Annotated in this window: 18 protein-coding genes; 2 read left to right on the forward strand and 16 right to left on the reverse strand. The window is 72.0% G+C overall.

Translation table 11 applies throughout. The features are described 5' to 3' along the window. Positions 1–9 precede the first annotated feature (9 nt). The 5 genes from Q7W82_RS05260 to Q7W82_RS05280 all read right to left on the reverse strand — a co-directional run bounded on the left by Q7W82_RS05260 (position 10) and on the right by Q7W82_RS05280 (position 7,653). The gene (locus Q7W82_RS05260; RefSeq protein ID WP_242159588.1) at positions 10–1,416 is read right to left on the reverse strand and encodes an undecaprenyl-phosphate glucose phosphotransferase; all 1,407 of its coding nucleotides are present in this window, start codon (positions 1,414–1,416) and stop codon (positions 10–12) included. Positions 1,417–1,477: 61 nt separating this feature from the next. Beyond that, positions 1,478–2,620 (reverse strand): glycosyltransferase, encoded by a 1,143-nt coding sequence (locus Q7W82_RS05265; protein ID WP_242159590.1) that lies wholly within the window; start codon positions 2,618–2,620, stop codon positions 1,478–1,480. Between the two features lie 19 nt (positions 2,621–2,639). Continuing rightward, a complete protein-coding gene (locus Q7W82_RS05270; RefSeq protein ID WP_242159592.1) occupies positions 2,640–3,782 on the reverse strand; it encodes a glycosyltransferase family 1 protein in 1,143 nt (380 codons plus the stop codon). A 781-nt stretch (positions 3,783–4,563) separates the two neighbouring features. Continuing rightward, entirely contained in the window at positions 4,564–6,681 is a 2,118-nt protein-coding gene (locus Q7W82_RS05275) for a TonB-dependent siderophore receptor (RefSeq protein ID WP_242159594.1), read from the reverse strand. A 354-nt stretch (positions 6,682–7,035) separates the two neighbouring features. Beyond that, a complete protein-coding gene (locus Q7W82_RS05280; RefSeq protein WP_160946235.1) occupies positions 7,036–7,653 on the reverse strand; it encodes a hypothetical protein in 618 nt (205 codons plus the stop codon). 174 nt (positions 7,654–7,827) lie between these two features. On the opposite strand from Q7W82_RS05280, the gene Q7W82_RS05285 reads away from it, so the two are divergent. Further along, entirely contained in the window at positions 7,828–8,754 is a 927-nt protein-coding gene (locus tag Q7W82_RS05285; protein ID WP_242159598.1) for an oxygenase MpaB family protein, read from the forward strand. 102 nt (positions 8,755–8,856) lie between these two features. Further along, positions 8,857–11,832 carry an EAL domain-containing protein gene (locus Q7W82_RS05290; RefSeq protein ID WP_242159599.1) on the forward strand — a complete coding sequence of 992 codons (2,976 nt, stop codon included), beginning with the start codon at positions 8,857–8,859 and terminating at the stop codon, positions 11,830–11,832. Here the strand turns inward: Q7W82_RS05290 and Q7W82_RS05295 are convergent. From Q7W82_RS05295 to Q7W82_RS05345, 11 genes are all read right to left on the reverse strand, one after another. Next, on the reverse strand, positions 11,822–12,835 hold the full coding sequence (locus tag Q7W82_RS05295; protein WP_242159600.1) for a Rieske 2Fe-2S domain-containing protein: 1,014 nt from the start codon (positions 12,833–12,835) through the stop codon (positions 11,822–11,824). The two genes, Q7W82_RS05290 and Q7W82_RS05295, sit on opposite strands and share 11 nt — an antisense overlap. 43 nt (positions 12,836–12,878) lie before the next feature. Beyond that, positions 12,879–14,066, reverse strand: coding sequence for a GGDEF domain-containing protein (locus Q7W82_RS05300; protein WP_242159601.1), 1,188 nt, complete (start codon positions 14,064–14,066; stop codon positions 12,879–12,881). 141 nt (positions 14,067–14,207) lie between these two features. Continuing rightward, positions 14,208–15,323, reverse strand: a complete 1,116-nt coding sequence (locus tag Q7W82_RS05305) for a hypothetical protein (RefSeq protein ID WP_242159602.1) — start codon at positions 15,321–15,323, stop codon at positions 14,208–14,210. Continuing rightward, complete coding sequence (locus Q7W82_RS05310) at positions 15,320–16,504, reverse strand: ATP-grasp domain-containing protein (protein ID WP_242159604.1); 1,185 nt, start codon at positions 16,502–16,504, stop codon at positions 15,320–15,322. The genes Q7W82_RS05305 and Q7W82_RS05310 overlap by 4 nt, the downstream gene beginning before the upstream one ends. Continuing rightward, a complete protein-coding gene (locus tag Q7W82_RS05315) occupies positions 16,497–17,345 on the reverse strand; it encodes an MBL fold metallo-hydrolase (protein WP_242159605.1) in 849 nt (282 codons plus the stop codon). Before Q7W82_RS05315 ends, Q7W82_RS05310 begins: the two co-directional genes overlap by 8 nt. Next, entirely contained in the window at positions 17,342–18,319 is a 978-nt protein-coding gene (locus Q7W82_RS05320) for an NAD-dependent epimerase/dehydratase family protein (RefSeq protein ID WP_242159606.1), read from the reverse strand. Before Q7W82_RS05320 ends, Q7W82_RS05315 begins: the two co-directional genes overlap by 4 nt. Position 18,320: 1 nt before the next feature. Continuing rightward, complete coding sequence (locus tag Q7W82_RS05325; RefSeq protein WP_242159608.1) at positions 18,321–19,337, reverse strand: 3-oxoacyl-[acyl-carrier-protein] synthase III C-terminal domain-containing protein; 1,017 nt, start codon at positions 19,335–19,337, stop codon at positions 18,321–18,323. A 70-nt stretch (positions 19,338–19,407) separates the two neighbouring features. Further along, positions 19,408–20,109, reverse strand: coding sequence for a glycosyltransferase (locus Q7W82_RS05330; RefSeq protein WP_242159610.1), 702 nt, complete (start codon positions 20,107–20,109; stop codon positions 19,408–19,410). Between the two features lie 64 nt (positions 20,110–20,173). Beyond that, the gene (locus Q7W82_RS05335; protein ID WP_184502394.1) at positions 20,174–21,169 is read right to left on the reverse strand and encodes an aldo/keto reductase; all 996 of its coding nucleotides are present in this window, start codon (positions 21,167–21,169) and stop codon (positions 20,174–20,176) included. Between the two features lie 66 nt (positions 21,170–21,235). Beyond that, on the reverse strand, positions 21,236–21,655 hold the full coding sequence (locus Q7W82_RS05340) for a carboxymuconolactone decarboxylase family protein (protein ID WP_242159611.1): 420 nt from the start codon (positions 21,653–21,655) through the stop codon (positions 21,236–21,238). Positions 21,656–21,692: 37 nt separating this feature from the next. Then, positions 21,693–22,760, reverse strand: coding sequence for an aldo/keto reductase (locus Q7W82_RS05345; protein WP_242159613.1), 1,068 nt, complete (start codon positions 22,758–22,760; stop codon positions 21,693–21,695). Between the last annotated feature and the right edge of the window lie 54 nt (positions 22,761–22,814).

The following is a 22,814-nucleotide window of genomic DNA, read 5'->3' on the forward strand; positions in this document are numbered from 1 at the left end:
GTCCAGCGGTCAATACGCGTCGCGATCGAACAGCACGATCGCGCCGGTCTGCGCGATGATGCTCAGGTCCAGCCACAGCGACCAGTGCTGGATGTAGTACAGGTCGTAGTCGATGCGCTTGCGCATCTTCTCCACCGTATCGGTTTCGCCGCGCAGCCCGTTCACCTGCGCCCAGCCGGTGATGCCGGGCTTGACCCGGTGGCGTTGCAGATAGTTCGGCACCAGATCCTGGTACTGCGCGTTGTGTGCCAGCGCGTGCGGGCGCGGCCCGACGATGGACATGCGCCCCTGCAGCACGTTGAAGAACTGCGGCAGCTCGTCCAGGCTGGTGCGGCGCATGAAGGCGCCGAAGCGGGTCACCCGCGGGTCGCCGCGGGGCGTCTGCGGCGCGGCATCGGCGCTGTCGTGCAGGCGCATGCTGCGGAACTTCCACAGTTCGAAGGGGCGTCCGTCCCAACCGTGCCGGATCTGCCGGAACAGCACCGGCCCCGGCCCGGACAGTTTGACGCCCAGCGCCAGCACCAGCAGCAACGGGCTGCTCAGCAGCAGGATCAGCGCGGCCAGCAGCTTGTCGGTGACGTTCTTGAGCCATTGCGCGGTGCGCGACAGCGGCCGCACCGACAGTTCCAGCAGCGGCATGCCCGCCACCTCGGCAATGCCGTGGTGGATCATGCCGAAGGCGAAGATGTCCGGCACCCAGCGCACGTCCACGCTGCTGGCATCGAGGCGGCGCATGCTCTCGCGGATCAGCGCCTCCTCGCGCATCGGCCAGGTCAGCCACACCTCGGCGATGCCGTGCAGATCCAGCCACTGCGGCAGGGCGGCGAGGTCGCCGCTGCGGATCGCCGCCGGCGACGGCACCCACTGCAGCCCCGACCACGGTCCCTGGCAGATCCGCGCGCCGACCTGTTCGACCCGCTCCGGCGGCCCCAGCACCGCGATCCGGCGGGTGCCGACGCCATGCCGATGCAGCCAGCGCAGCAGCCGGTCCGCGGCCACGCGCACGCCGACCAGGCCGCCTGCGCCGATCACCGCCCAGTACAGGAACCACAAGCGCGAGAAGCTAGGGCCGGTCTTGCTCAAGAAGCTCAGCGACGCAAGCACCCCCAGGACCACGCCCCAGCCGAGCAGCAACCGGCCCAGCATCATCGTCGGCAGCGCCAGGCGCCAGCTGCGGTACAGCGCCAGTTGCGAGAACACCAGCAACGCCAGCGCGGCGCCGGCCAGCAGGGCGTACGGATAGCGCGGCGCATCGGGCAGGCTGGCCTGTCCCGCGCGCACGGCATAGGCCAGCAGCCCGCTGCCGACGATGACCGCGGCATCGGCCACCTTCAGCAGCGTCGCCGCCAGCGCCATCGCATCGCCGACCATGCCCGATGTCACTGCCCGCGGCAGCGGCCTGCCCAGCAGCCTCATGCGTGTCTATCCCGCGCGCGAAGCGCCTGCAGTGCGTTGTTCCCGTGCGTCCCCGCGTCCCTCATCCCTGTTCCCCGTCTGCCGTCCCGCGCGCGCCGCAGACATCGCGGTACAGCGCCAGATAGGCGTCGACCATGCCATCGGCGGTGAACAACCGCCGGTATCGCGCTTCCGCGTGCCCCCCGTAGGCCGCGGCGATCTGTGGATGGTCCCACAGATAGCGCATCGCGTCGCGCAAGGCCAGCGGATCGCCCGGCGGCACCACCAGGCCGGTCTCGCCGGCGACGTTGACGAAACTGGTGCCGGTGCCGATCTCGCAGGAGATCATCGGCTTGGCGTGCATCGCCGCTTCCAGCAAGGAGATCCCGAACGCTTCGGAGCGCAGATGCGAGGGGAACACCAGCGCCGCGCAGGCGGCGAGCAGCGCATGCTTGTCGGCTTCGTCCACGTGGCCGAGAAAGTGCACGTGGGACAGCCCCAGCGCCTGTGCCTGCGCGCGCAGGGCGGCCGCCTCCGGGCCGTCGCCCGCGATCGCGATCGGGATCTGCAGGCCCTGCGCCGCCTGCAGCAGGACGCGCAGTCCCTTGTAGTAGCGCAGTACCCCCACGAACAACAGGAAGCGCGGGCCCAGCCGCGCGCGCCAGGCCTCCACCCGCTGCGCCGACGCTGCGTGTGCTGGCGCGTCATCCAGGCCGATGGGAATGACGCTGACCTTGGCGCGGTGCTCGGCCAGCACCGCGCTGCTGGCCAGGTAGTTCGGCGAGGTGGCGACGATGCGGCCGACGCTGCGCAGGAAGCGCCGCTGCAATGGCCGGTACAGGCGCAGCAACTGCCGTTGCCGCACGATGTCCGAATGATAGGTGAGCACCGACGGGGTGCCCGCCGAGGCGGCGAAGTGCAGGACATCCATGAACGGCCACGGGAAGTGGTAATGGATCAGGTCGGCACGGCGCGCCAGTTGTGCGTAGCGCCGTACCAGGCCGAGCGAAACCGGCATGGACGCGACCTCGGCGATGCGCTGCAGCCGATGCAGCGTGTAGCCGGCATGGATCCGGGTGCCGGCCTGCGCAGCATCGCCGCACAGTGCCAGCACGTCGCAGTGCGCCCCGCGTGCCTGGGCGTGCTGCGCCAGCGTATGCACCACCTGCTCGATCCCGCCGGTGGAGTCGGGCAGGGCGGTCTTGTAGACATGCAGAACGCGCATCAGCCTCAGCGTCCGTGCTTCATGCGCGCATCGCGTCGCGATAGGCGTCGGCGGTGCGCGCGGCGCAGATGCGCCAATCGAATTCCGCAGCACGACGGCGCCCGGCTGCGCTGAGCGTCGTGCGCCACGCCGCATCGTCCAGGCCGCGCGCGAGCAAGCCGATCAGCGCATCGGTATCGCCGGGATCGAACAGCGCCGCTGCGTCGCCGGCGACCTCGGGCAGCGCCGCCGCATTGGAACACAGCACCGCTGTGCCGCTGCCCATCGCTTCCAGTACCGGCAGGCCGAACCCCTCGTAGAGCGACGGGAACACGAACAGCCGTGCGCCGGCGACCAGCGCCGGCAGCCGCGTCTCCTCCACATAGCCCAGGTAACGCAGCCAGCCGTCGCGTTGCGCCTGCGCCATGCGCTGGTGCAGTGCCTCGCTGTGCCAGCCGGGATGGCCGGCCACCACCAGCGGCCAGCGTGTGCGCAGCGCCGCCGGCAGCGCGGCATAGGCCTGCAGCAGCGTCTGCAGGTTCTTGCGTGGCTCGATCGTGCCCAGGAACAGCGTGTAGCCGTCGGCCTGCAGGCCCAGCGCCTGCAGCGGCGCCTGCAGTTCCTCCGCGCGGTGCGGGCGGAAGGCCGCATTGCCGGCCAGCGGAATGGCGCGGATGCGTGCCAGCGGCCAGTCGAATTGCGCGGCGATTTCCTGCCGCGAGAATTCCGAGACAGTCAGGATCAACTGTGCGCGGCGCAGCGACAGCGCGAGTTCCTTGCGCATGTAGCGCACCCGGTCGGCCCGATGGCACTCGGCCCAGCGATAGATCGAGACGTCGTGGAAGGTGGCGACGCAGGGGCCGTCGAACGCCGGCAGATAGTAGTTGCAGCCATGGAACAGGGCCGGCGCCTGGCCGCGCAGCGCGCGCGACCTGGCCGCGTTGTGCAGCCGCCGGTACACGTCGACGGCCGGCCGGATGCCTGACAGCCGGTCGCGCAGCCACGGCACCAGCGTCGGCGCCGGGCCCGGTGCCGGCAGGTCCTGGCGCAGGTGCCGGCCATGCAGGAAGCGCAGCGACGCGATCTGCGGCAGGGCCGCCAGCTGCGTGGCCAGTTCCTGTGTGTAGCGGCCGACGCCGGTCAGCGGATACCGGATCGACTCCGTCGCCAGGATTACGTGCATCGCAACAGCGGTCGCGCGCGACGCTCGGTGGGCCTGGCGGCGGGGCAGGGCGCGGCCGCCGGCGATGCATCGCGTCGGGCGAGGCTCGGCATGTCGCTGCATGGGAGGTGCTGTTGGCGCATCCTGGTTCCCCTGGTCGGACATAGAGTCTAGAACGAACCTGCGCTGCCCAGGCGCTGGGCGACCTTGGCGGGCGGCCAGCGCCGGCCTGGCACCTACGCGCTGCCGCTGCCGCCCGGCGGCCTGTGCTCCGAAGCTGCGGTGGCCGTGTCGAACCCCGCGCCGCTACTACCCTGGTCGCCGGGCCAGCAATGCGCCGGTGGCCGCAGCAGCGCCGAGAGTGATGGGTTAATCACCTTTGAATGCGCAGGAGGCATTCCCGCGGAGCTGCCGGATGACGTCTCGCGTCGCGGCTGACGTCGCTCCCACAAGAAGCGTTCCCGCAGGGCTGCCGGATGACGTCATGCGTCGCGGCTGAAGCCGCTCCTACAGAACGGCTCGCTGCGATCCGGCACTGGACAGCGTAGGAGCGGCTTCAGCCGCGACCTGGCCGCGAGGTCGACCGATGCGCCGCATCGCATCGCCGGATTCGCCCGCGCATGCGACTGTCCATCCGATCGCCGCTGTTGTGGGAGGGACTTCAGTCCCGACGCCTCTGCAACGGAGTTGCCGGATGGCGTCTCGCGTCGCGACTGAGGGCGCTCCCACAGGAGGCTGTCCCGCGATCCGGCACCACGCTGGTGCGACCGGTGTCGCGTCGTGCGCAACGACGCGCGCCACCTCAGTAATCCACGCCCACCGAGAACAGCAGCGTGCGCGGGTCGCCCAGGGCCACGGCGCGTTGCAGGCCGCCGGTGTAGTAGTCGCGGTCGAAGGCGTTCTTCAGGTTCAGCGCGTAGCGCCAATGGCCCTGGCGGTAGCCGAGGCCGGCATCGACCACCAGATAACCCGGGATGCGGTGGCCGTAGGCGGTCTTCTCGCCTTCGGCGCGCACGCCGCCGCTGACGCTCCAGCCGTCGGCCGCGCCGTGGGCGGCGTACTGCAGCCAGAGCGAACCGCTGTGCCGCGGCACGTTGTTCAGGCGGCTGCCGACGCTGCTCACGCGTTGGCCGCCGTCGTCGGTGACTACGGCATCGGTATAGGCGTAGCCGCCGAACAGGCTCAGCCCGCTGCCCAGGTCGGCGGCGGCGTTGAGCTCCAGGCCGCGGCTGCGTTGCTCGCCCACGGCGATGCTGTAGCCGTCGTTGAACGGATCGGTCTGCAGCACATTGCGTCGGCGCAGGTCGTACAGCGCCATGCTCAGGCTGGTGCTGCTGCTCACTTCCATCTTGACGCCCAGTTCCACCTGGCGCCCGCGTTCGGGGTCGAACTGCGCGCCCTGCGCGTCGGTGCCGACGTTGGGATAGAACGAGGTGGCCACGCTGACATACGGGCGCAGGCCGCCACCGGCGTCGAACATCAGCGCTGCCGAGCCTGTGGTCGCACTGTTGTCGTTGCGCGTGTCGGTGCCGGCCAGGTGGTCCTCGCTGCGGTTGCGGCTGCGGTCGTGGCGCAGGCCCAGCAGCAATTGCCAGTCGGGTGCGAACTGGATGCGGTCGCGCAGATACAGGCCGCCCGAGGTCACCACGCTGAGGTTGTCGCGGTTGGGCCGGGCCGGGCAGACCACGGCGCTGTCGTAGACCGGTGCATACACGTCCAGGGTGCCGACGCGGCAGGTCGACTGCACGTTCCATTCCCAGGTCTTGAACGCGTCCAGGCCGGCGGTGACCGTGTGCTGCCAGGTACCGGTGGCGAAGCCGCCCTGCAGGTAGGTGTCCTGGACCCAGGTACGGCCGTCGAACTGTTGCTGAGTGGCGGTGCGGCGCAGCGTGCGCAGATCGGCGGCCAGGCCGTTGTTGGCGATCAGGAACCCATTCAAGCCGAAACTCTGCCAGCGTGCGGCGTGGTGCAGGGTCCAGCCGTTGTCGAAGCGGTGATCGAGCACGTAGCCGATCCGGCTCTGGTGGCTGTGGTACGGCCGCTGCCCGGGTTCGCCGGTGAACAGCGCGCGGTCGATCCGGCCATTGCGGTTGGGCTCGGCGCTGCCTTCCCAGGGCAGGCCCTGCTGGCGGATGTAGTCGCGTTCCTGGTAGCTGGTCAGCAGCACGAAGTCGGTGCGCGGGCCCAGGTCCAGCGACAGCGACGGGGCGATCCAGCGGCTGCGGAAATACACGTGGTCGGTGGGATCGTCGCTGTTCATCGCCAGCCCGTTGAGGCGCAGCGCCACCTTGCCGTCGGCCGACAGCGGCTGGTTGAGATCCACGCTGCCCTGGCGCAGGCCGTCGCTGCCCACGCTCAGGTCCACCCGCCGCATCGGCTCGGCGCCGGGGCGCTTGCTGATCAGGTTGACCAGGCCGCCCGGCAGCACCTGCCCGTACAGCAGCGAGGCCGGGCCCTTCAGCACCTCCACCTGCTGCACGCCGAACAGTTGCTCGGCCACGCGGTTGCTGTCGGCGGTGCGCAGGCCGTCGACGAACAGCGCGTCGGAGGCAGTCTGGCCACGGATGATCAGGTCGTCCCAGCCGCGCCGGCCGTAGGTGTTGGCGACCACCCCGGAGACGTTGTGCAGGGCATCGGACAGGCTCAGCGCCTGCTGGCTGTCCAGCAGCGCGCGCGGCACCACGGTGATCGAGAACGGCGTCTGCGCCAGCAGCGCATCGGACTTGTCGGCCTGCACCGGCCCGGTGGCGCGGAAGCCGCGCTGCGCGTCGGCGCGCACCTGCACCGTGGGCAGGGCGGTCGCCTGCGCGGCATCGGCGCCGCTTTCGGCGTCCGCGGCGGTGTCGGCGGTGGTTGCGTGCGCAGGCAGGGACAGCGCCATGCCCAGCAGGCAGGCGCAGGACAGGGGGTGCAGTGTCATCGAGACCGGGGGTGAAGGTTCTAATCGAGAATGATTATATTTCGCGAAGCGCCGGTTGGGAATGCCCGTGGCCGCGAACGCAGGTCGTCGCCGGCTGCACCGGGCGTCGCGGCGACACGGTCGTCGTTGGTGGGGTGGAGACGCTGCAGGCGGCCGGCATCGCGGCGATGCTGCACGCCAGTGCAGCTTGGCGCTCGGGCGCGCAGCGGGATGCGCAGCAGCGCGCGCCGCAGAGGCTTGGCCACTCGTGCGCGCGACGGCGACCGCATGGCGCGGTCGCGTTGGTTGCAGATCTTCGCCGCGCCATCGTGCAGATGGCGCGCGCGGCGTGCGTGGCGTGCGTGTGGCGCGGGCTCAGCCGGCGACGCGGAACACGCCGGGCTGGCCGCCGGGCGGGGTGCCTTCGAACTGGATCAGCGAGGCGACCAGTTCGGCATGCAGGCGGATGCGGCCCATCTCGCGCATGATCCGGATGTCCTCGTGGCGCAGTTCGCGGTTGGCCACCACTTCGCGCTTGTAGGCGAGGATCTCCGGGTACTTGCGTGCCATGTTCAGCGCGTCGGCCACGCACTCCACGGTGTCGGCATCGGCGGAGAGCGGTTCGCGGCTGTTGAACGCGGTGAGCCAGCGCTCGAAGCCGGCGGTGCGGTCGAACATGTTGGCGATGAACCAGATCACGAACAGGATCGCCACCCACGAGGTGACCACGATGACGATGCGCGAGAAGGTCAGGTGGTAGTCGTGTTGCCACAGCTGCGCGGTGATCACGCCGAGCAGGATCAGCGAGATGGCCTGCCAGCCGATGATCGAGGCCACCAGCCACTGCTGCTTGGCCTTGGCCAGCAATGCCACTTCGTCGCGGATCTGCGCCTCGCTCTTGTGCTGCCAGTGCGCGACCTGTTCGGGAAACGAGCGCTGGTGCAGCGCGTTGTCCTCGAGCAGCAATCCCAAGCCTTTGAACAATGCGAACATGACGGGCTCCTTGCAGATGCGGTGACGGACGCGGAACGTCGGCGGGCGATCTTGAGGCAGCTTCTTTCTAGCACAGCGGCTGCAAAGTGCATGCTGCGGTCGCACATGCGGCGCGGCCGCTGTGCGCCATACGCCATCGCACGGCGCTCGCGCCGTCTCCGCTAGCATCGGCGCATGCCTTCGCTGCTGCGTACCCTCTCCGCTCCGGCCACCACCCAGATCCGTCGCTGGGTGCTGGGCGCGTTCCCGCGCGAGCGCGACGCCATCGACTACGACCAGCCGCTCGGCGACCTCGGTCTGTTCGGTCCGGACAGCGTCACCTGGCGCATCCATGCCGAGTTTCCCGGGATGCTGGCCGGCGGGCTGTGCGCGTTGCTGCTGCAGACCCTGCACCCGTTGGCGCTGGCCGGGGTCTACGACCATTCCAACTTCCGCGAGGATCTGGTCGGGCGCCTGCGCCGCACCACCCAGTTCGTCGCCGCCACCAGCTACGCGCCCACCGACGCGGCGCAGCGCCAGATCGCCTGGGTCCGCACGATCCATGCCCGCGTGCGCGGCCACACGCCGGACGGGCGCGCCTATGCCGCCGACGATCCGGCGCTGCTGACCTGGGTGCACGTGACCGAGGCCTACGGCTTCCTGCAGGGGTATCGCCGCTACTGCCGCGCGGTCCCCGGCGCGATCGCCGACCGCTACTACGACGAAGGGCGGCGCGTCGCCGAGGCGCTGGGTGCACGCGAGGTCCCGGCCAGCGAGGCGGCGGTGCTGGCCTATTTCGACCGGCAGCGGCCGCAGTTGCGGGTGGATGCGCGGTCGCGCGAGGTGCTGGCGGTGCTGGCCGGCCTGCGCCTGCCGGTGCCGGCCCCCGGACTGTCGCGCGAACTGTTCCTGGGCGCCGGTGCGGCGTTGTTGCCGCCGTGGGCCAGCGCCATGCTGCGGCAGGCGCGGCTGCAGCGCACCGGCCCGGCGGTACCGGCCTGGTTGCTGCAGCAGGTGGCGCCGCTGTTCCGCGTCGCGCTGCACGACGGCATCGCCGCGCGCGCCTGCCGCCGCGTCGGCCTGCCGACACGGCAGCTGGCACAGTGGCCCGCAGTGGACTGAATGGTTTATCCGCATCGCTGAACGCAGCATCGCGTCACACGCGGTCAAGATCGCCGGTCCCAGGCCGCTGTAACCAGCACCTTCCGCCCGTTCCCACTCCCGATGCTGCAGAAGCCGCTCGCCGACAGGAAGCGCGACCATCGCTTTCGGCACAGCCTGCGACGCGTCACGCGCGCGCCGCTGCGGGCGATCGCGACCTGGGGCCTGGTGCTGGCGGTGCTGTTGGCCATGGGGCTGGTGCTGGTGCTGGCGCAGGACCGCCACAACCGCCTGGCCGCGGCGCAGCGCCAGAGCCTGGCGCTGGCCACCGGCGCCGACCGGCTGCTGCAGCTGCAACTGGACAATCTCGGCCAGGCCCTGCATGGCGAAGGCCTGGGCGCGCAGGCATTGCTGGCGGAGACGCCGGTGCGTGCGCCCGACCTGATCGCCGCCTCGTTGCGCGGCCTGCTGGCGCGGCATCCGGAGCTGCACGACGTGGCCTTGCTGGATGCGCAGGGCCAACGCCGCTTCGGCGGCGCCGGCGATGCGCAACTGCGCGCCTGGCGGCAACGTGGGCGCTGCGGCGATCGGATCTGCGTGAGCCCGCCGCTGCGCCTGGCCGATGGCACGGCAGTGGTGCGGGTGGCCGTGCCCTGGGGAACGGACGGCTGGGTGGAGGCGCAATGGCGGGTGGCCGCGCTGCAGCGGATCGTGCAAGGCACCGACAGCGGGCGCGACGGCATCGTCGCCCTGACCGACGCGCAGGGCAGGCTGCTGGCCGCCAGCCGCCTGCTTGCGGCCAGCCAGCCGCGGCTGCCGCTGGCACTCGCGCAGCCGATGCCGCACGGCGGCGCGCTGGGGCTGCACCGCGATGTCTTCGACCGCACGCCGCGGATCCTGGCGCTGAGCGGTGGCGGCGCGTATCCCTTGCTGGCGGTGGCCGGCGTGGGGCTGCGCGAGACGTTGTCCGGCTGGTGGTGGTTCGCCGCGGCGGCGGCGCTGGTGTACGTGCTGTACCTGCTCGGCCTGGGCTATCTGCTCGGCAGCCTGCGCCGTGCCGAGCGGCGCCAGCGCCATCTGCTGCAGCGCCTGCGCCGCGGCGACGAGGACCTGCGCCTGGCGCACGGCATGGGCGGCATCGGCACATGGCGCATCGACATCGCCGAGCGCGTGCTGCGCCTGTCCGAGCCGACCGGGGCGATGTTCGGCCTGCAACGCATGCAGATGCCCATCGAGGCGTTCCTGGAGCGGCTCCACGTCGAGGATCGCGCGCGAGTGGAGCAGTTGTACGAGGACGCCGCGCAAGGGCGCGCGGACTACAACACTGTCTACCGCATGCATCTGCCCGATGGACGCCTGCGCTGGCTGGCCGCGCGTGGCGCGCTGGTGCGTACCCGCACGGGCATGTGCATGACCGGCGCGGTGCAGGACGTCAGCGATCGCGTGGCGGCGCAGGCGCGTCTGCTCGATGCCGAGCGCCAGTTCCGGCTGGTGTTCGATCGCAATCCGCTGCCGTATTGGGTGTTCGCCGTGGACAGCCTGCGCTTCCTGGAAGTGAACCAGGCCGCAGTGCGCCAGTACGGCTACAGCCGCGAGGAATTCCTGACGATGGACCTGCGCGATCTGCGCCCGGCCGAGGATGCCGAGCGGTTGCTGCAGGACGTGCGCAAACCGCGGCAGGGGTTCGATGCGCCGAGCATGTGGACGCACCGGCGCAAGGACGGCAGCCTGCTGTCGGTGTGCATCCATAGCGCCGACCTGGAATTCGGCGGCGTGCCGGCGCGGCTGATCCTGGCCGAGGACGTCACCGAGCGCGTGGCCCACGAGCGCGAACTGGCCTATCTGGCGCGCCATGAGTTCAGCACCGGCCTGCTCAAGCCGCACGCCCTCGCCGACGCCTTGCGCGCCCAGCGCGGCGGCTACGCCATCGCCTACGTGCAGGTGCGCGGGCTGGCCTTGATCGGCGACACCCTGGGCCGCGCCGTCGGCGACGCGGTGCGCAGCGCGGTGGCCGCGCGCATTCGCGCGCTCGGCGAGCGTTTCGGCCTGAGCGCGCACCAGCCGGCGCAGGACTTCGTGCTGGCGATCCTGGATCCGCAGGCCCTGCCGCAGGCCTTGCAGGCGCTGCAGGAGGCGCTGTATGCGCCGGTGCAGGGTGGCGAGTTCGCCCAGCAACTGCAGGCGCACATCGGCGTGGCGCTGTGTCCGGACGATGCCGCCGACGCCGACGAGGCCATCGGCAGCGCCGCGCAGGCCGCGCATGCGGCACAGGCCGAGGGCCGCAGCCTGGTGCGCTTCGACCGCGCCATGGCGGCACGCACCGGCGAACGCCTGCGCCTGGCCGGACGCCTCCAGCAGGCGATCGAGCGCCAGGAGTTCGAACTGCACTTCCAGCCGATCATGCACGCCGGCAGCGGTGCGCCGCGCGAGCTCGAGGCCCTGATCCGCTGGCCGCAGGCCGACGGCAGCTTCATTGCGCCGGATGCGTTCATCCAGTTGTGCGAGGACACCGGGCTGATCCTGCCGCTGGGGCGGTGGGTGCTGCGCGCGGCGGCGCGCGCGCGCCGCGCACTGGCCGACCACGGATGGCCGGACCTGCCGGTGGCGGTGAACGTGTCGGCGCTGCAGTTCTTCGATGGCGATCTGGTCGCCGACCTGGTGCAGGCCTGCACCGATGCCGGGCTGGCCGCCGACGGCCTGCAGCTGGAACTGACCGAGAGCAGCCTGATGCGGCAGCCGCAGCAGGCCGGCGACGTGCTGCGGCAACTGCGCGCGCTGGGCGTGCGCGTGGCCCTGGACGATGTCGGCACCGGGTTCTCCAGCATGGCGTATCTGCGCGACCTGCCGCTGGACACGCTGAAGATCGACCGCAGCTTCGTCGCCGAGGTGGACCGCGACCCGCGCAACGCCTCGATCTGCCAGGCGCTGCTGACCCTGGGGCATTGCCTGGGGCTGGACGTGGTCGCCGAGGGCGTGGAAACCGACGCGCAGTTGCGCTGGCTGCGCGCGCACGGCTGCGGCGGCGTGCAGGGTTATCTGCTGGGACGCCCGGCGCCGTTGCCGCAGGTGCTGCAGCGGCTCGGCGCGGTCACAGCATGATCTCCACGTCGTGGCCGCTGCCCGGCGCCGGCAGCGCCTCGCCTGCCCAGTAGCGGCGCAGCGGTTCGCGCACCAGGTCCAGCGCGGTGGAGGCACCGCGCGCGCCCGGGTAGCGCTGCAGGTTGCGCGACTGCAGTGCGAGCATGCGCCGGTCCTGCTCGCCGACCCGGCGCAGCAGCGGCCACACCAACAGGCGCACCGCCCACGCCGGCGCCCAGCGTCCCTCCACGTGCAGGCTGGCGAAGACCTCGGTGCTGCGCACGCCGAGCGGGGTGAAGTGCAGGCTGATCCGCACGCGGCCGCCGCGCGCATAGCGGTACTCGATCTGCGCGCTGCCAGGGGCGGCGAAATGCGCGCGTTCCAGCGTGCGCGGCGATTCGAACAAGCGGTACAGCCAGCCGCTCTGCGCCGCGGCGCCGCGGTAGTCCACGTGGAAGCCTTCCTCGGTGTGGCGCAGTTCGGCGCGCATGGCGGTGCGTGCGCCGCCGCGTCGCACCAGCCCCGGATGCAGCAGATGCGTGTGCAGCGGATCCAGGAAGTTCTCCAGCGCATCGACCACGTGCGCGTCCCAGCGCGTGCGCCACAGGAAGCGCCGCGCCGAGGGCTGCAGCGCCTGTACCAGGTGCGACGGCGCGTCCGCGCCTTCCGGATCGGGACGCAGCCAGATCAGGCCGTCGTGCTCGCGCGCGGCGAAGGCGCGCACCCGCACGGCCGGCGGCGTCTGCCCGGGTGGCAGGCCGGGGATCTCGCGCAGGGCGCCGGTGTGGTCGAAGCGCCAGCCGTGATACGGGCAGGACAGGCCGTCGCCGGTGACGCAGCCGGCCGACAGCGGCGCGTGCCGATGCGGGCAGCGGTCTTCCAGCGCCAGCAGGCGGCCGTCGGCGCAGCGCGCGATCGCCGCATGCCGGTCCATCACCGATACCGCCAGCGGTCGTCGTCGCAACGCCGTGGCGGGCGCGACGGCGAACCACTGCCGGTACAGGGACGGATGCCAGGTACTCATGCCGCGCGCGGCGCCGCGATCGTGTGTGGTCCGCGGCAGGCGATCATGCGATGGCGGTGCCGGCGATCCGGTTGCGGCCGGCGCGCTTGGCCGCGTACAGCGACTGGTCCGCCGCCAGCACCAGGGCCTGCCAGGACGCCTGCGCGCCTGGCGACAGGCAATAGCCGATGCTCACCGTGCACGCCAGCGGCGCCTCCTGCGCGGCGCCGATCTGTTGCTGTTCGATGCGTCGCCGTAGGCGCTCGGCGAGATCGCGCACGCCCGCCTCGTCGGCCTGCGGAACCAGCACCATGAACTCCTCCCCGCCGATGCGCGCCAGCAGGTCGGGCAGGCGGATCTGCTGCGTCAGCGTCTGCGCGATGGCGACCAGCACCTGGTCGCCGACGGCATGGCCGAAGCGGTCGTTGATTGCCTTGAAATGATCCACGTCGATCATCAGCACCGCGATCGACGCGTGCCGGCGCGCGGCATCGAGCGTCGCCGCCTCGCCGCGCTCCCACATCACCCGGCGGTTGGTCACGCCGGTGAGCGGATCCTGCGAGGCGTGTCGGGTCAGCTCCGCGTTCATTTCGCGGGTCAGCATCCAGAGGAAGCCCGGGGTGATGCTGGCGGTCAGCACGATGCGCGAGAGCAGGCCGAAGTTGGTGGTCGGGTCGTAGCTGGTGTCGACGTCCGGATGGAAGGCCCACCAGGCCACCCGCAACCCCACCATGCCAGCCCACAGGAAATGGAAGACCGCGGTGAAGCGCGCTGCCGCGCGCACCGTGCTGTCGGCATGGCGCCACAGCACCACCGCCGTGGCCACGGTCAGCATGCCGCGCACCAGGCCGCCGAAGATCACCATGATCCGGTGATCGAGGCCGGTGTAGTGCAGGCTGTAGAGTTCCAGTGCGCACAGCAGCGCGACCGGTACCAGCAACGTCCATTGCAGCAGCGGGCGCTGCAGGTAGGCATTCACCGCCACGAGCGTCAGGATGGTGGCCACGTCGAGGGTGACGTTGCCGGCGGGCGCGACCCAGGTCGCCATGTAGTGCCAGGCCGGCGCCAGCAGGGTGCCGAAGCCCAGGGCGAACACGCCGTAGCTCAGCGCCAGCAGCAACAGGCTGCGCGCATGCCGTTCCTTGCGGCCGGTGACGTACAGGGCCAGGAACATCGCCGAGGACACCGCCGCGAGCAACGCATTGACGATCAGCAGGGTGCCGGCATGGGCCAGATGCGCAATCCATTCCACAGATGTCCCGGGCCGCAGCGGCGATGGGGTGTTGCAGGTGCAGCAAAGTATAAGGCAGCGGGTGCGCCCGGCATTCGGCAAAACACGCGCGTTTTGCGCTGAAAACGGTTACGGAATGCAAAACGCGCGGCGCGGCGCCGCTCACAGCCGATACCGGCGCATCAGTGGCACGCCGACGCGCCGGGTCAGCGCGCCGAGCGCGGCGATCGGCTGGCGTCGCCGCAACGGCAGGTGCCGCGCATCGACCGCGCTGTACTCGATGACCGGCACGCCGCCGCGCTGGCGCTTGAAGCTGGCCGCGCCGGCGCTCTGGTTGAGGCGCTGGCCGTACCGTCGCGCATGGTCGATGCCGCAGGCGGTGAGGGTCCGGTACAGCGCCAGCCGCTGCGGCAGGCGCAGGTCGTAGCCGACGATCGGCGCGGTGACGGTGCCGCCGATGCCGAACAGGCCGGTGATGCACACCAGTTGCCCGGTGGCGTCGCGGAAGCCATCGAAGCGCAGCAGCCCGGCGCGGTGCCAGGCGCGCAGGAAGCCGGCGTGGTAGGCCGGATTGCAACGCGAATATTTTTCCAGATACAGCTGCGCATACAGCGCGGCGATGCGCGGGTAATCGGCCTCGCCGATGGCCTCGTTGCCGCAGCGCTGCAGGTCGCGGCGGTCGACGAGCTTGAGGTCGCGGGCCAGGTCGCGATGGCGCAGCAGCTGCGGCCAGTCTTCGTACAGGTAGACCTGGCGGCTGGCGATCAGGGTGAAGCCCTCGGCCTGCAGCGCGTGCAGCCACTGCGGCGTGTCCACCGCGTTGAGCGAGCGGAACCACAGCGCGTGGTCGGGCCAGCGCGAGCGTGCGGCGTCCAGCAGCGTGCGCAGGCCGCTCGGCGGCAGCGGCGGATAGAGGTTGGTGGACAGCAGCCAGTTGTTGAGGGTGACCGCGCGGTCGATGCGCGCCCAGTCCAGCCACGCGCCGATGCCGCCGCACAGCCCGCGCACCGGTGCGGCCAGCGCGCCCGGCAGCAGCCGCGCGGCTTCCTCGGCGGCGTAGTCGGCATACGTGGTGCGCGGCGAGCAGACCCAGGCATTGCCCGGGTGGCGCTCGCCGACCGTCACCGGCAGCGCCAGTGCGCCGGCGCGCAGCACTTCGATGCGTGCATGCGCATTGTCGGCCAACTGCTGCGCCTCGCCGCCGGCATGCAGTGCGGCGAAACGCTGCAGCTGCGCGGCGTAATCGGCCGCCGCGGCCTCGGCATCGGCGCCGGTCATGGCGGCGGCAGCGCCTCGCCGTCCCATTCGGTGTCGCGGGTGGCGGCCTCGCGGACGCTGCAGCGCTGCGCCAGCGCCAGCCGCGCATGGCTGCCCAGGTCGCACAGCGTGCCGGCCAGCGGCCAGCGGTCGCCGCGCGGCGCCAGCACGTCCTCGGCGCGCGCGTAGTCCTGACGCCACTGCCGCAGGCGGCCATGGCCCAGCGCCGCGGGCAGCGCCACGCCCAGCATCAGCATGCCCAGCATCGCCGCGCGGTCGTCGGCCGGGCGCAGCGGCGCCGCCGTCGGACCCGCGTCGCCGCACAGCACGCCCACCAGCGGGTCGGCTGCGGCGAACAGGTGCAGGCCGCTGGTCGCGCGCGGATTGCATTCGATCACGCTGCAGCGCCCTTCCGACGACACCATCCAGTCGAAGGAGATCTGCCCGGTGAAGCGCAGCGCCTGTACCAGTTGCGCGGTGAAGCGCTCGATCTGCGGATCCGGCGCCGCGTCGAAGTAATAGCTGGAACTGCGCCGCAGCCGATAGCGCGGGCGGTACACCACATGCGCCAGCAACGCGCCGTCGCGCGCCAGCGCGTACGAGCAGCGCTCCTCGCCCGCACAGTAGCGCTGCGCGACCCAGTCGCCCTGCGCGGGCAGCGGCGCGGCATCGGTGGGTACACCGTCCGGGTACAGCCGCACATGCACGCCGAAGCGCGAGAACTCCGGCTTGAGCACCAGCGGTTCGGAACCGGCCCACTCGCGTGCCTGCGCCAGGTTGCGCACGCGCACGCCGGCAGGCACCTCCACGTCGTCGCTGCCGAGCCCGCGCGCCAGTTCCATGAAGTGGTACTTGCTGTGCAGCGTGCGCAACGTGTTGAAGTCGTGCAGCGGCAGGTGCAGCTGCGCCGGCAGCGCGCTGCGGTAGCGGGCCAGGTAGAACACCTCTTCGCAGGTCGGCACCAGCACGTCGATGCGCTCGCGCGCGAGCAGGGCATTGAGGTCGGCCAGCCAGGCGCGCGGCGCATCGCGTGCCGGCGCCACACGGTGATGCGCGGCCACCGCGCGTGACCAGCCGGAAATGCGGCTGGCGACGCTGTCGGCCAGGTGCACCCGCCAACCCTGCGCGGCGAAACGGCGCGCCAGGTCCAGCGCGACCGGCGCGCGCGCGCCGGTGATCAGCACGCCGGGCGCCTCAGCCATGCCTGTGCGCCGCCTGCGCTGGCCGCCATTGCCGGCAATGCGAGGGCACCAGCCGCAACCCCGGCTCGGCCTGGCGCAGCGCATGCAGTCGCGCCAGGGTGTCGCGGTACACGCGATGCTCGCCGAGCAGGCGGGTGACCAGCGCCGGCGGCGGCGTGCCGTCGGCGAGCGCGGCGCTGGACCAGGCCGCATCGGCGATCAGGAACACCGGGCCCTGCGCGTCCTCGAACCACAGGCCGTAGTGGCCGGGCGCATGCCCGGGCAGCGGTACCAGCAGCACGCTGCCGTCGCCGAACAGGTCGCGCGGTGGGCCGAAGTCGCGCAGCGCGGCGGGCGTTGCGGCCGCGGGCAGCGCTTCGATCCAGTGCATGCGCGGGCGCGCGCCATGCAGCAGCGCCGGCAGGAAGCCTTCGCGCAGTGCGGCCAGGCGGCCGCGGCGCTGCAGGTCGTCCCAGGCCTGTCGTGCGCAGGCCAGGCGTGCCTGCGGGAAATCGGCGACACCGCCGACGTGGTCGCCGTGGAAGTGCGACAGCACGATCCAGCCGATGCGGTCCGGATCCACGCCGTCGCGTGCGAGTTGCTCGCGCAGCGATTGCCCGGGCGCCAGCTGCACCGGGGTCAGCCAGCGGTACAGGCGCTCGGGAAAGCGCGCGGTGGCGTCGAAGAAGTGGCGCGCGTAGCCGGTGTCGAACAGCAGGTCGCCGTGCTGCGGATGCTGCAGCAGGGCCGCCAGCGCCGGGAACGGACACGGCGCCAGCGGCGCGCCGCGGCGCGTGGCGCGTTCGGGGTGCGTGCAGTGGCCGGCTTCGTACAGCCGCCAGCGCAGCCGGGGCGCGCTCATGACTGCCCCAGCGCGGCCAGCCCGGCCTCGGTCGACAGCACCGGCGCATAGCCGAGTTCGCGGCGCGCGCGGCCGATGTCCAGCGTCTGCGAATAGCCGAGCACGCCGATGCCGTAGCGGCTGAGCCGCGGCTCGGGCTGGCCGCGTCGGCGCAGCGCGATCTGTTCGCCGAGCGTGGCCAGGGCCAGCGCCGGCCCGCGCGGTACCGGCAGCAGCCGCACGCGCAGGCGCAGCACCGCGAACAGTTCGGTCACCAGGTCGCGCACGGCGATCGGTGTGCCGTTGCTGATGTTGTAGGCGCGGCCGTCGCCGATGTGCTCGGCACGCAGCGCGGCCAGCGCCGCGGCCACCGCATTCTCCACGCAGCACACGTCGATCATCGCGCGGCCGCCGTTGACCAGCGGGAACCAGCCGCGCTGCGCCACCGCCAGCAGCCGCGGCACGATCGCGTTGTCGCCATGGCCGAACACCGCGCGCGGGCGCAGCACCACCGCCGGCAGCCCGGCCGCCGCCGCCGCGCGCACCTTCTCCTCGGCTTCCCACTTGGTCTGCGGGTAGCCGCCGATCCAGCGCGCCGGCGGGGTGAAGTCTTCGGTGATCTGGTATTGATCGTTGAAGCGGAAGTAGATGCTCGGCGAACTGAAGTGCACGAAGCGGCGCACACGCGCAGCCAGCGCGGCGTCGAGCAAACGCTCGGTGGCGACCACGTTGGCCAGGCGGAAGGTCTCGGCGCTGGCCCACGGCGCCGACAGCGCGGCGCAGTGGATCACCGCATCGCAGCCGTGCAGCAGTGGCGCCAACGCGTCGTGGCAGAGGTCGGCGCGCTGCACCTCGATGCGCGGATCGTTGGCGAAGGCCGCCAGCTTGGCGGCGTCGCGGCCGCTGGCGCGCACCGGCACGCCGGCCTCGGCCAGTGCGCGCACGATGTAGGCGCCGATAAACCCGGACGCGCCGGTGACCAGGACGCGGGCCATGTCAGTAGCGCAACACCGCGCCGCCGAACGCCAGCCCGGCGCCGGAGCCGACCAGGCCGATCAGGTCGCCGCGGACGATGCGGCCGCTGGCGATCGCCTGGTGCAACGCGCCGGGAATCGACGCGGCCATCTGGTTGCCGCGGTGGCCGATCACCTCGATCAGCGCATCCGGCGCCAGCCCCAGCGCCACGCGCAGATGGCGCAGCGCCTTGGCGCTGGCCTGGTGCGGCACGATCCGCCGCAACTGCGCCAGCTCGACCCCGGCCTGCGCCAGCAGCCGCTGCAGGAAGCCGGGCAGCTTCGCCGCGGCCAGGCGGTAGGTGGCGCGGCCGTTCATTTCGAACTGCGAACCGGCGCGCAGCGCCTCGACGCCGTGATCCAGGCGCAGGCGGGTGCCGCCGGCGCGCACGCGGCAGTGGTCGATGCCTTCGGAGTAGGTTTCCAGGCGCGCGGTCAGCAACTGCGAACCGCTGTCGCCGGTGTCGGCGCCGAGCACCACCGCCGCGGCGCCATCGCCGAACAGCGGCGCGGTGTCCGCATCGTCCGGGTTGAGGCCGACGCTGGCGATCTCGCTGGAGACGATCAGCACGCGGCGATAGCGGCCGGCGGCGATCGCGCCCGCGGCCAGGTCGAGCGCGGCGATGAAGCTCAGGCAGGTGGCGTTGATGTCGAAGGCCGGGATGCCGCTGCCCTGCAGGCCCAGCCGCGCGTGCAGCAGCGCCGCGCTGCACGGGATCGCCTGTTCCATCAGGCTGCAGGCGCTGATCACGCAATCGACCTCGTGTGCCTGCAACTGCGCCGCCTCCAGCGCCGCGCGCGCGGCGCGCTCGCCCATCAAGGTGGCCGGCTCGTCGGCGCCCGCATAGTGCCGCGTGGCCACCCCGGTGTGCCGCAGGGTCCAGCCGGCGGGCTTGCCCCAGCGCCGGTCGAAGGTCTCCGCCGGCACTTGCTGCGCGGGCAGGTACTCGCCCGTGCCGAGGAGACGCAGCGCAATGGGCCTGCTGGTGTCGACGCTCATCCGTAAAGCTCGCACAAGGGGCGCGCAGCGTACTGCCAGCACGTCGGCGCCGGCAACCGCAGCGACGCGCTCAGCGCCCGCGGCGCTGCCCGTACCAGAAGCCGAGCGCGTCGCGCGAGCGCAGCATGCCGCGGCCGCGGCGCAGCAACTGCAGCAACAGCCCCAGGTGCTCGCGCTTGCTGAAGCTGCGCAGCTTGCGGTCGGAGGTGTGCACCGGCTCGCGCAGGATCACGAAGCGTCCCTGCCGCGCCAGCGCGCGGCTCAGGGCGACGTCCTCGCCGGCGTAGTAGCGCTCGTCGAAGCCGCCGGCGGCGACGAAGGCGCTGCGCGTGCAGAACAGGAAGCAGCCGGGGGCGATGCCGGTGCAGCGGAACAGCCAGCCGAACAGCGCCTGGGCCAGGCGTTCGTGCCAGGCGATGTCGCCGAGCAGGCGCACCTGCGCGCCGCCGCCGACCGCGCCGGTGCCCAGCGCCCGCAGCGCCGCGGCCAGCAGTGGCGTATTGACCCGGGTGTCGGCATCGACGAACAGCAGATGGCGGCCGCGGCTGGCGGCGGCGCCGGCATTGCGCACGGCGGCGATATGCCGCAGTTCCACTTCCAGCACCTGCGCGCCGTGCCGGCGCGCGATCTCGGCGGTGGCGTCGCTGCAGGCATCGGCCACCACCAGCGTCTCGCAGTCCAGCCGCAGCGCCTGGGCGGCGACGTGCAGCGAGGCCAGCGTGTCGCCGATCAGGGCGGCTTCGTCGTGCGCGGGGACGATGAAGGAGATCACCCGCGCATCATGCGGGGCCGGCGCGGCGCGGGCAATCGACCCGCGCCGCGGCCGGGGACGCGGTTCAGCCCTGCAGCGCGCCGCGCGAGGCGGCGGGGTAGCGATGGCCGGCAGCGGCATCGGCGGGGAAGATCGCCTCGATCTGCGCCAGCTCCTCGGCGCTCAGCTTCACCTGCAGCGCGCCCAGGTTTTCCTCCAGGTAGGCCAGGCGCTTGGTGCCGGGGATCGGCACCAGGTCCTCGCCCTGCGCCAGCACCCAGGCCAGCGCCAGCTGGCCCGGGGTCACGCCCTTGGCCTGGGCCAGTTCGCGCACCCGCTCCACCAGTTGCAGGTTGCGGGCGAAGTTCTCGCCCTGGAAGCGCGGCGAATGGCGCCGGTAGTCATCGGCCTCGAAGTCCTCCGGCGAGCGGATCGCCCCGGTCAGGAAGCCGCGGCCCAGCGGCGAGTAGGGCACGAAGCCGATGCCCAGCTCGCGCACCGTCTCCAGCACGCCGTCGTGCTCCGGGTCGCGCGACCACAGCGAATACTCGCTCTGCAGCGCGGTGATCGGATGCACCGCGTGCGCGCGGCGGATGGTGCCGGCAGCGGCTTCGGACAGGCCCAGGAAGCGCACCTTTCCCTGTTCCACCAGCCGCGCCATCGCCCCGACCGTGTCCTCGATCGGCACGTTCGGATCCACCCGGTGCTGGTAGTACAGGTCGATGTGGTCCACGCCGAGCCGGCGCAGGCTGGCCTCGCAGGCGGACTGCACGTACTCCGGGCGGCCGTCGATGCCGCGCGCGGCCGGGTCGTTGGGATCGAGCTTGATGCCGAACTTGGTCGCCAGCACGACCTGGTCGCGGCGCCCGGCCAGCGCCTTGCCGACCAGCACTTCGTTGGTGTGCGGGCCGTACATGTCGGCGGTGTCGATGAGGCTGACGCCGTGCTCGATCGCGGCATGAATGACCGCGATCGCGGCCGCGTCGTCGCTGCGGCCGCCGTAGAACGCGCTCATGCCCATGCAGCCGAGGCCGAGGGCGGAGACGCGGGGGCCGTTGCGGCCGAGGGTGCGGGTTTGCATGGAACTGCTCCTGAGGGGGAGGGGGAGGGGGAGGGGGAGGGAAAGCGTGGCCGGTGTCCGGTTCGCTCAGGGTGAGGGCGCGTCCAGCACCTCGCGCGCGATGGCGAGCGCGTTGAGCGCGGTGGGGAAGCCGACGTAGGCGTACAACTGGTCGAGCACCGCGAAGATCTCTGCACGGCTGGCGCCCGCCGCCTGCGCGGCGCGCAGATGCAGGCGCAACTGCGGTGCGGCGTGGCCGAGGCTGGCCAGCACCGCCACCGTGACCAGTTCGCGGGTCCGCAGGTCCAGCGCGCCGTCGGCGCGATAGATCTCGCCGAAGGCGATGGCGGCGCCGCGGCCGCTCAGCGCGGTGTCCGCGTCGTCGGCCAGGGCGCGGATCGCTGCACCCTGCTGCGGGCCCATCAGTGCGGCGATCTGCGCGATGCCGGCCGCTTCGGCCTCGGCCAGGGTCATGCTGCTCGGCAGTGTGGTCGTGGTGGGTGCCATGCAACGCTCCTCGTGTGCGAAGGGACGGTCGCCGCGCTCAGCGCGGCTGGATGCGGGTGCCGCCGCTCAGCAGCGCCTGCGGATTCGGCGAGGCCAGGAAGTCGTGCGGGAAGCCCAGTTCGATCGCGCTGGCGGCGTCCAGCCGCTGCAGCGCCTCGGTGTCCAGGTGCAGGGACAGCGCGCCCAGGTTGTCCTGCAGTTGCGCCACGCTGCGTGCGCCGACGATCGGCATCGCCCCGCGCGCCAGCAACCACGCCAGCGCCACCTGGGCCGGCGAGCGCTGCAGGTCCGCGGCCAGCGCCACCACCGCCTCGGCCACCGCCAGCGCGTGCTCATTGAAGGTCCGTTGCGAATGCGCGACCTCGGCGCGGCCCACGCCATCGACCTGCGCGCCGCCGGAGGCGGCCGCGCGCACCCGCGCCAGGTCGGCGGCGCCGTACTTGCCGGTGAGCACGCCCATCGCCAGCGGCGACCAGGCCAGCACCGACATGCCCAGCGCCTCGGCCATCGGCACCAGTTCGCGCTCGACCGTGCGCTGCGCCAGCGAGTACTCGATCTGCAGGGCGACGAACGGCGTCCAGCCGCGCAGGTCGGCCAGGGTCTGCATGCGCGCCACCTGCCAGGCGGGGGTGTCGGAGATGCCGGCGTAGAGGATCTTGCCGGCACGCACCAGGTCGTCGAAACCGCGCATGACCTCGTCGATGCCGGTGGTGCCGTCCCAGGCGTGCAGGTACAGCAGGTCCAGGTAGTCGGTGCCCAGCCGCGCCAGGCTGGCGTCGACCGAGCGCAGCAGCGCCTTGCGGTGGTTGCCGCCGCCGTTGGGGTCGCCGGGGAAGGGATTGAGCGCGAACTTGCTGGCGATCACCAGGCGGTCGCGGCGGCCGGCGACGAAGCGGCCGAGCAGGGTCTCGGCGCTGCCGTTGGTGTAGATGTTGGCGGTATCGAGGAAGTTGCCGCCGGCATCGACGTACAGGTCGAACAGGCGGCGCGCTTCGGCCTCGTCCGCGCCCCAGCCCCAGTCGGCGCCGAAGGTCATGGTGCCCAGGCACAGCGGGCTGACGCGCAGGCCGGAGCGGCCGAGCAGGCGGTAGTGATCAAGGGCCATCGCAGCGGTCTCCAGTGAGGGGTGCGGGCACTGTAGGCGCCGTGTCGCCATGGA

Origin of the sequence: Xanthomonas indica, from assembly GCF_040529045.1 — a bacterium.
Classification (GTDB): Bacteria; Pseudomonadota; Gammaproteobacteria; order Xanthomonadales; family Xanthomonadaceae; genus Xanthomonas_A; species Xanthomonas_A indica.

Excerpts from the sequence above, each read along its gene's own strand:
- Q7W82_RS05260 (WP_242159588.1), bottom strand. The coding sequence starts at position 1,416 with ATGAGGCTGCTGGGCAGGCCGCTGCCGCGGGCAGTGACATCGGGCATG.
- Q7W82_RS05310 (WP_242159604.1), bottom strand. The coding sequence starts at position 16,504 with ATGGCTGAGGCGCCCGGCGTGCTGATCACCGGCGCGCGCGCGCCGGTC.
- Q7W82_RS05315 (WP_242159605.1), bottom strand. The coding sequence starts at position 17,345 with ATGAGCGCGCCCCGGCTGCGCTGGCGGCTGTACGAAGCCGGCCACTGC.
- Q7W82_RS05285 (WP_242159598.1), top strand. The coding sequence starts at position 7,828 with ATGCCTTCGCTGCTGCGTACCCTCTCCGCTCCGGCCACCACCCAGATC.
- Q7W82_RS05275 (WP_242159594.1), bottom strand. The coding sequence starts at position 6,681 with ATGACACTGCACCCCCTGTCCTGCGCCTGCCTGCTGGGCATGGCGCTG.
- Q7W82_RS05340 (WP_242159611.1), bottom strand. The coding sequence starts at position 21,655 with ATGGCACCCACCACGACCACACTGCCGAGCAGCATGACCCTGGCCGAG.
- Q7W82_RS05335 (WP_184502394.1), bottom strand. The coding sequence starts at position 21,169 with ATGCAAACCCGCACCCTCGGCCGCAACGGCCCCCGCGTCTCCGCCCTC.
- Q7W82_RS05325 (WP_242159608.1), bottom strand. The coding sequence starts at position 19,337 with ATGAGCGTCGACACCAGCAGGCCCATTGCGCTGCGTCTCCTCGGCACG.
- Q7W82_RS05290 (WP_242159599.1), top strand. The coding sequence starts at position 8,857 with ATGCTGCAGAAGCCGCTCGCCGACAGGAAGCGCGACCATCGCTTTCGG.
- Q7W82_RS05320 (WP_242159606.1), bottom strand. The coding sequence starts at position 18,319 with ATGGCCCGCGTCCTGGTCACCGGCGCGTCCGGGTTTATCGGCGCCTAC.
- Q7W82_RS05280 (WP_160946235.1), bottom strand. The coding sequence starts at position 7,653 with ATGTTCGCATTGTTCAAAGGCTTGGGATTGCTGCTCGAGGACAACGCG.
- Q7W82_RS05295 (WP_242159600.1), bottom strand. The coding sequence starts at position 12,835 with ATGAGTACCTGGCATCCGTCCCTGTACCGGCAGTGGTTCGCCGTCGCG.
- Q7W82_RS05270 (WP_242159592.1), bottom strand. The coding sequence starts at position 3,782 with ATGCACGTAATCCTGGCGACGGAGTCGATCCGGTATCCGCTGACCGGC.
- Q7W82_RS05265 (WP_242159590.1), bottom strand. The coding sequence starts at position 2,620 with ATGCGCGTTCTGCATGTCTACAAGACCGCCCTGCCCGACTCCACCGGC.
- Q7W82_RS05305 (WP_242159602.1), bottom strand. The coding sequence starts at position 15,323 with ATGACCGGCGCCGATGCCGAGGCCGCGGCGGCCGATTACGCCGCGCAG.
- Q7W82_RS05345 (WP_242159613.1), bottom strand. The coding sequence starts at position 22,760 with ATGGCCCTTGATCACTACCGCCTGCTCGGCCGCTCCGGCCTGCGCGTC.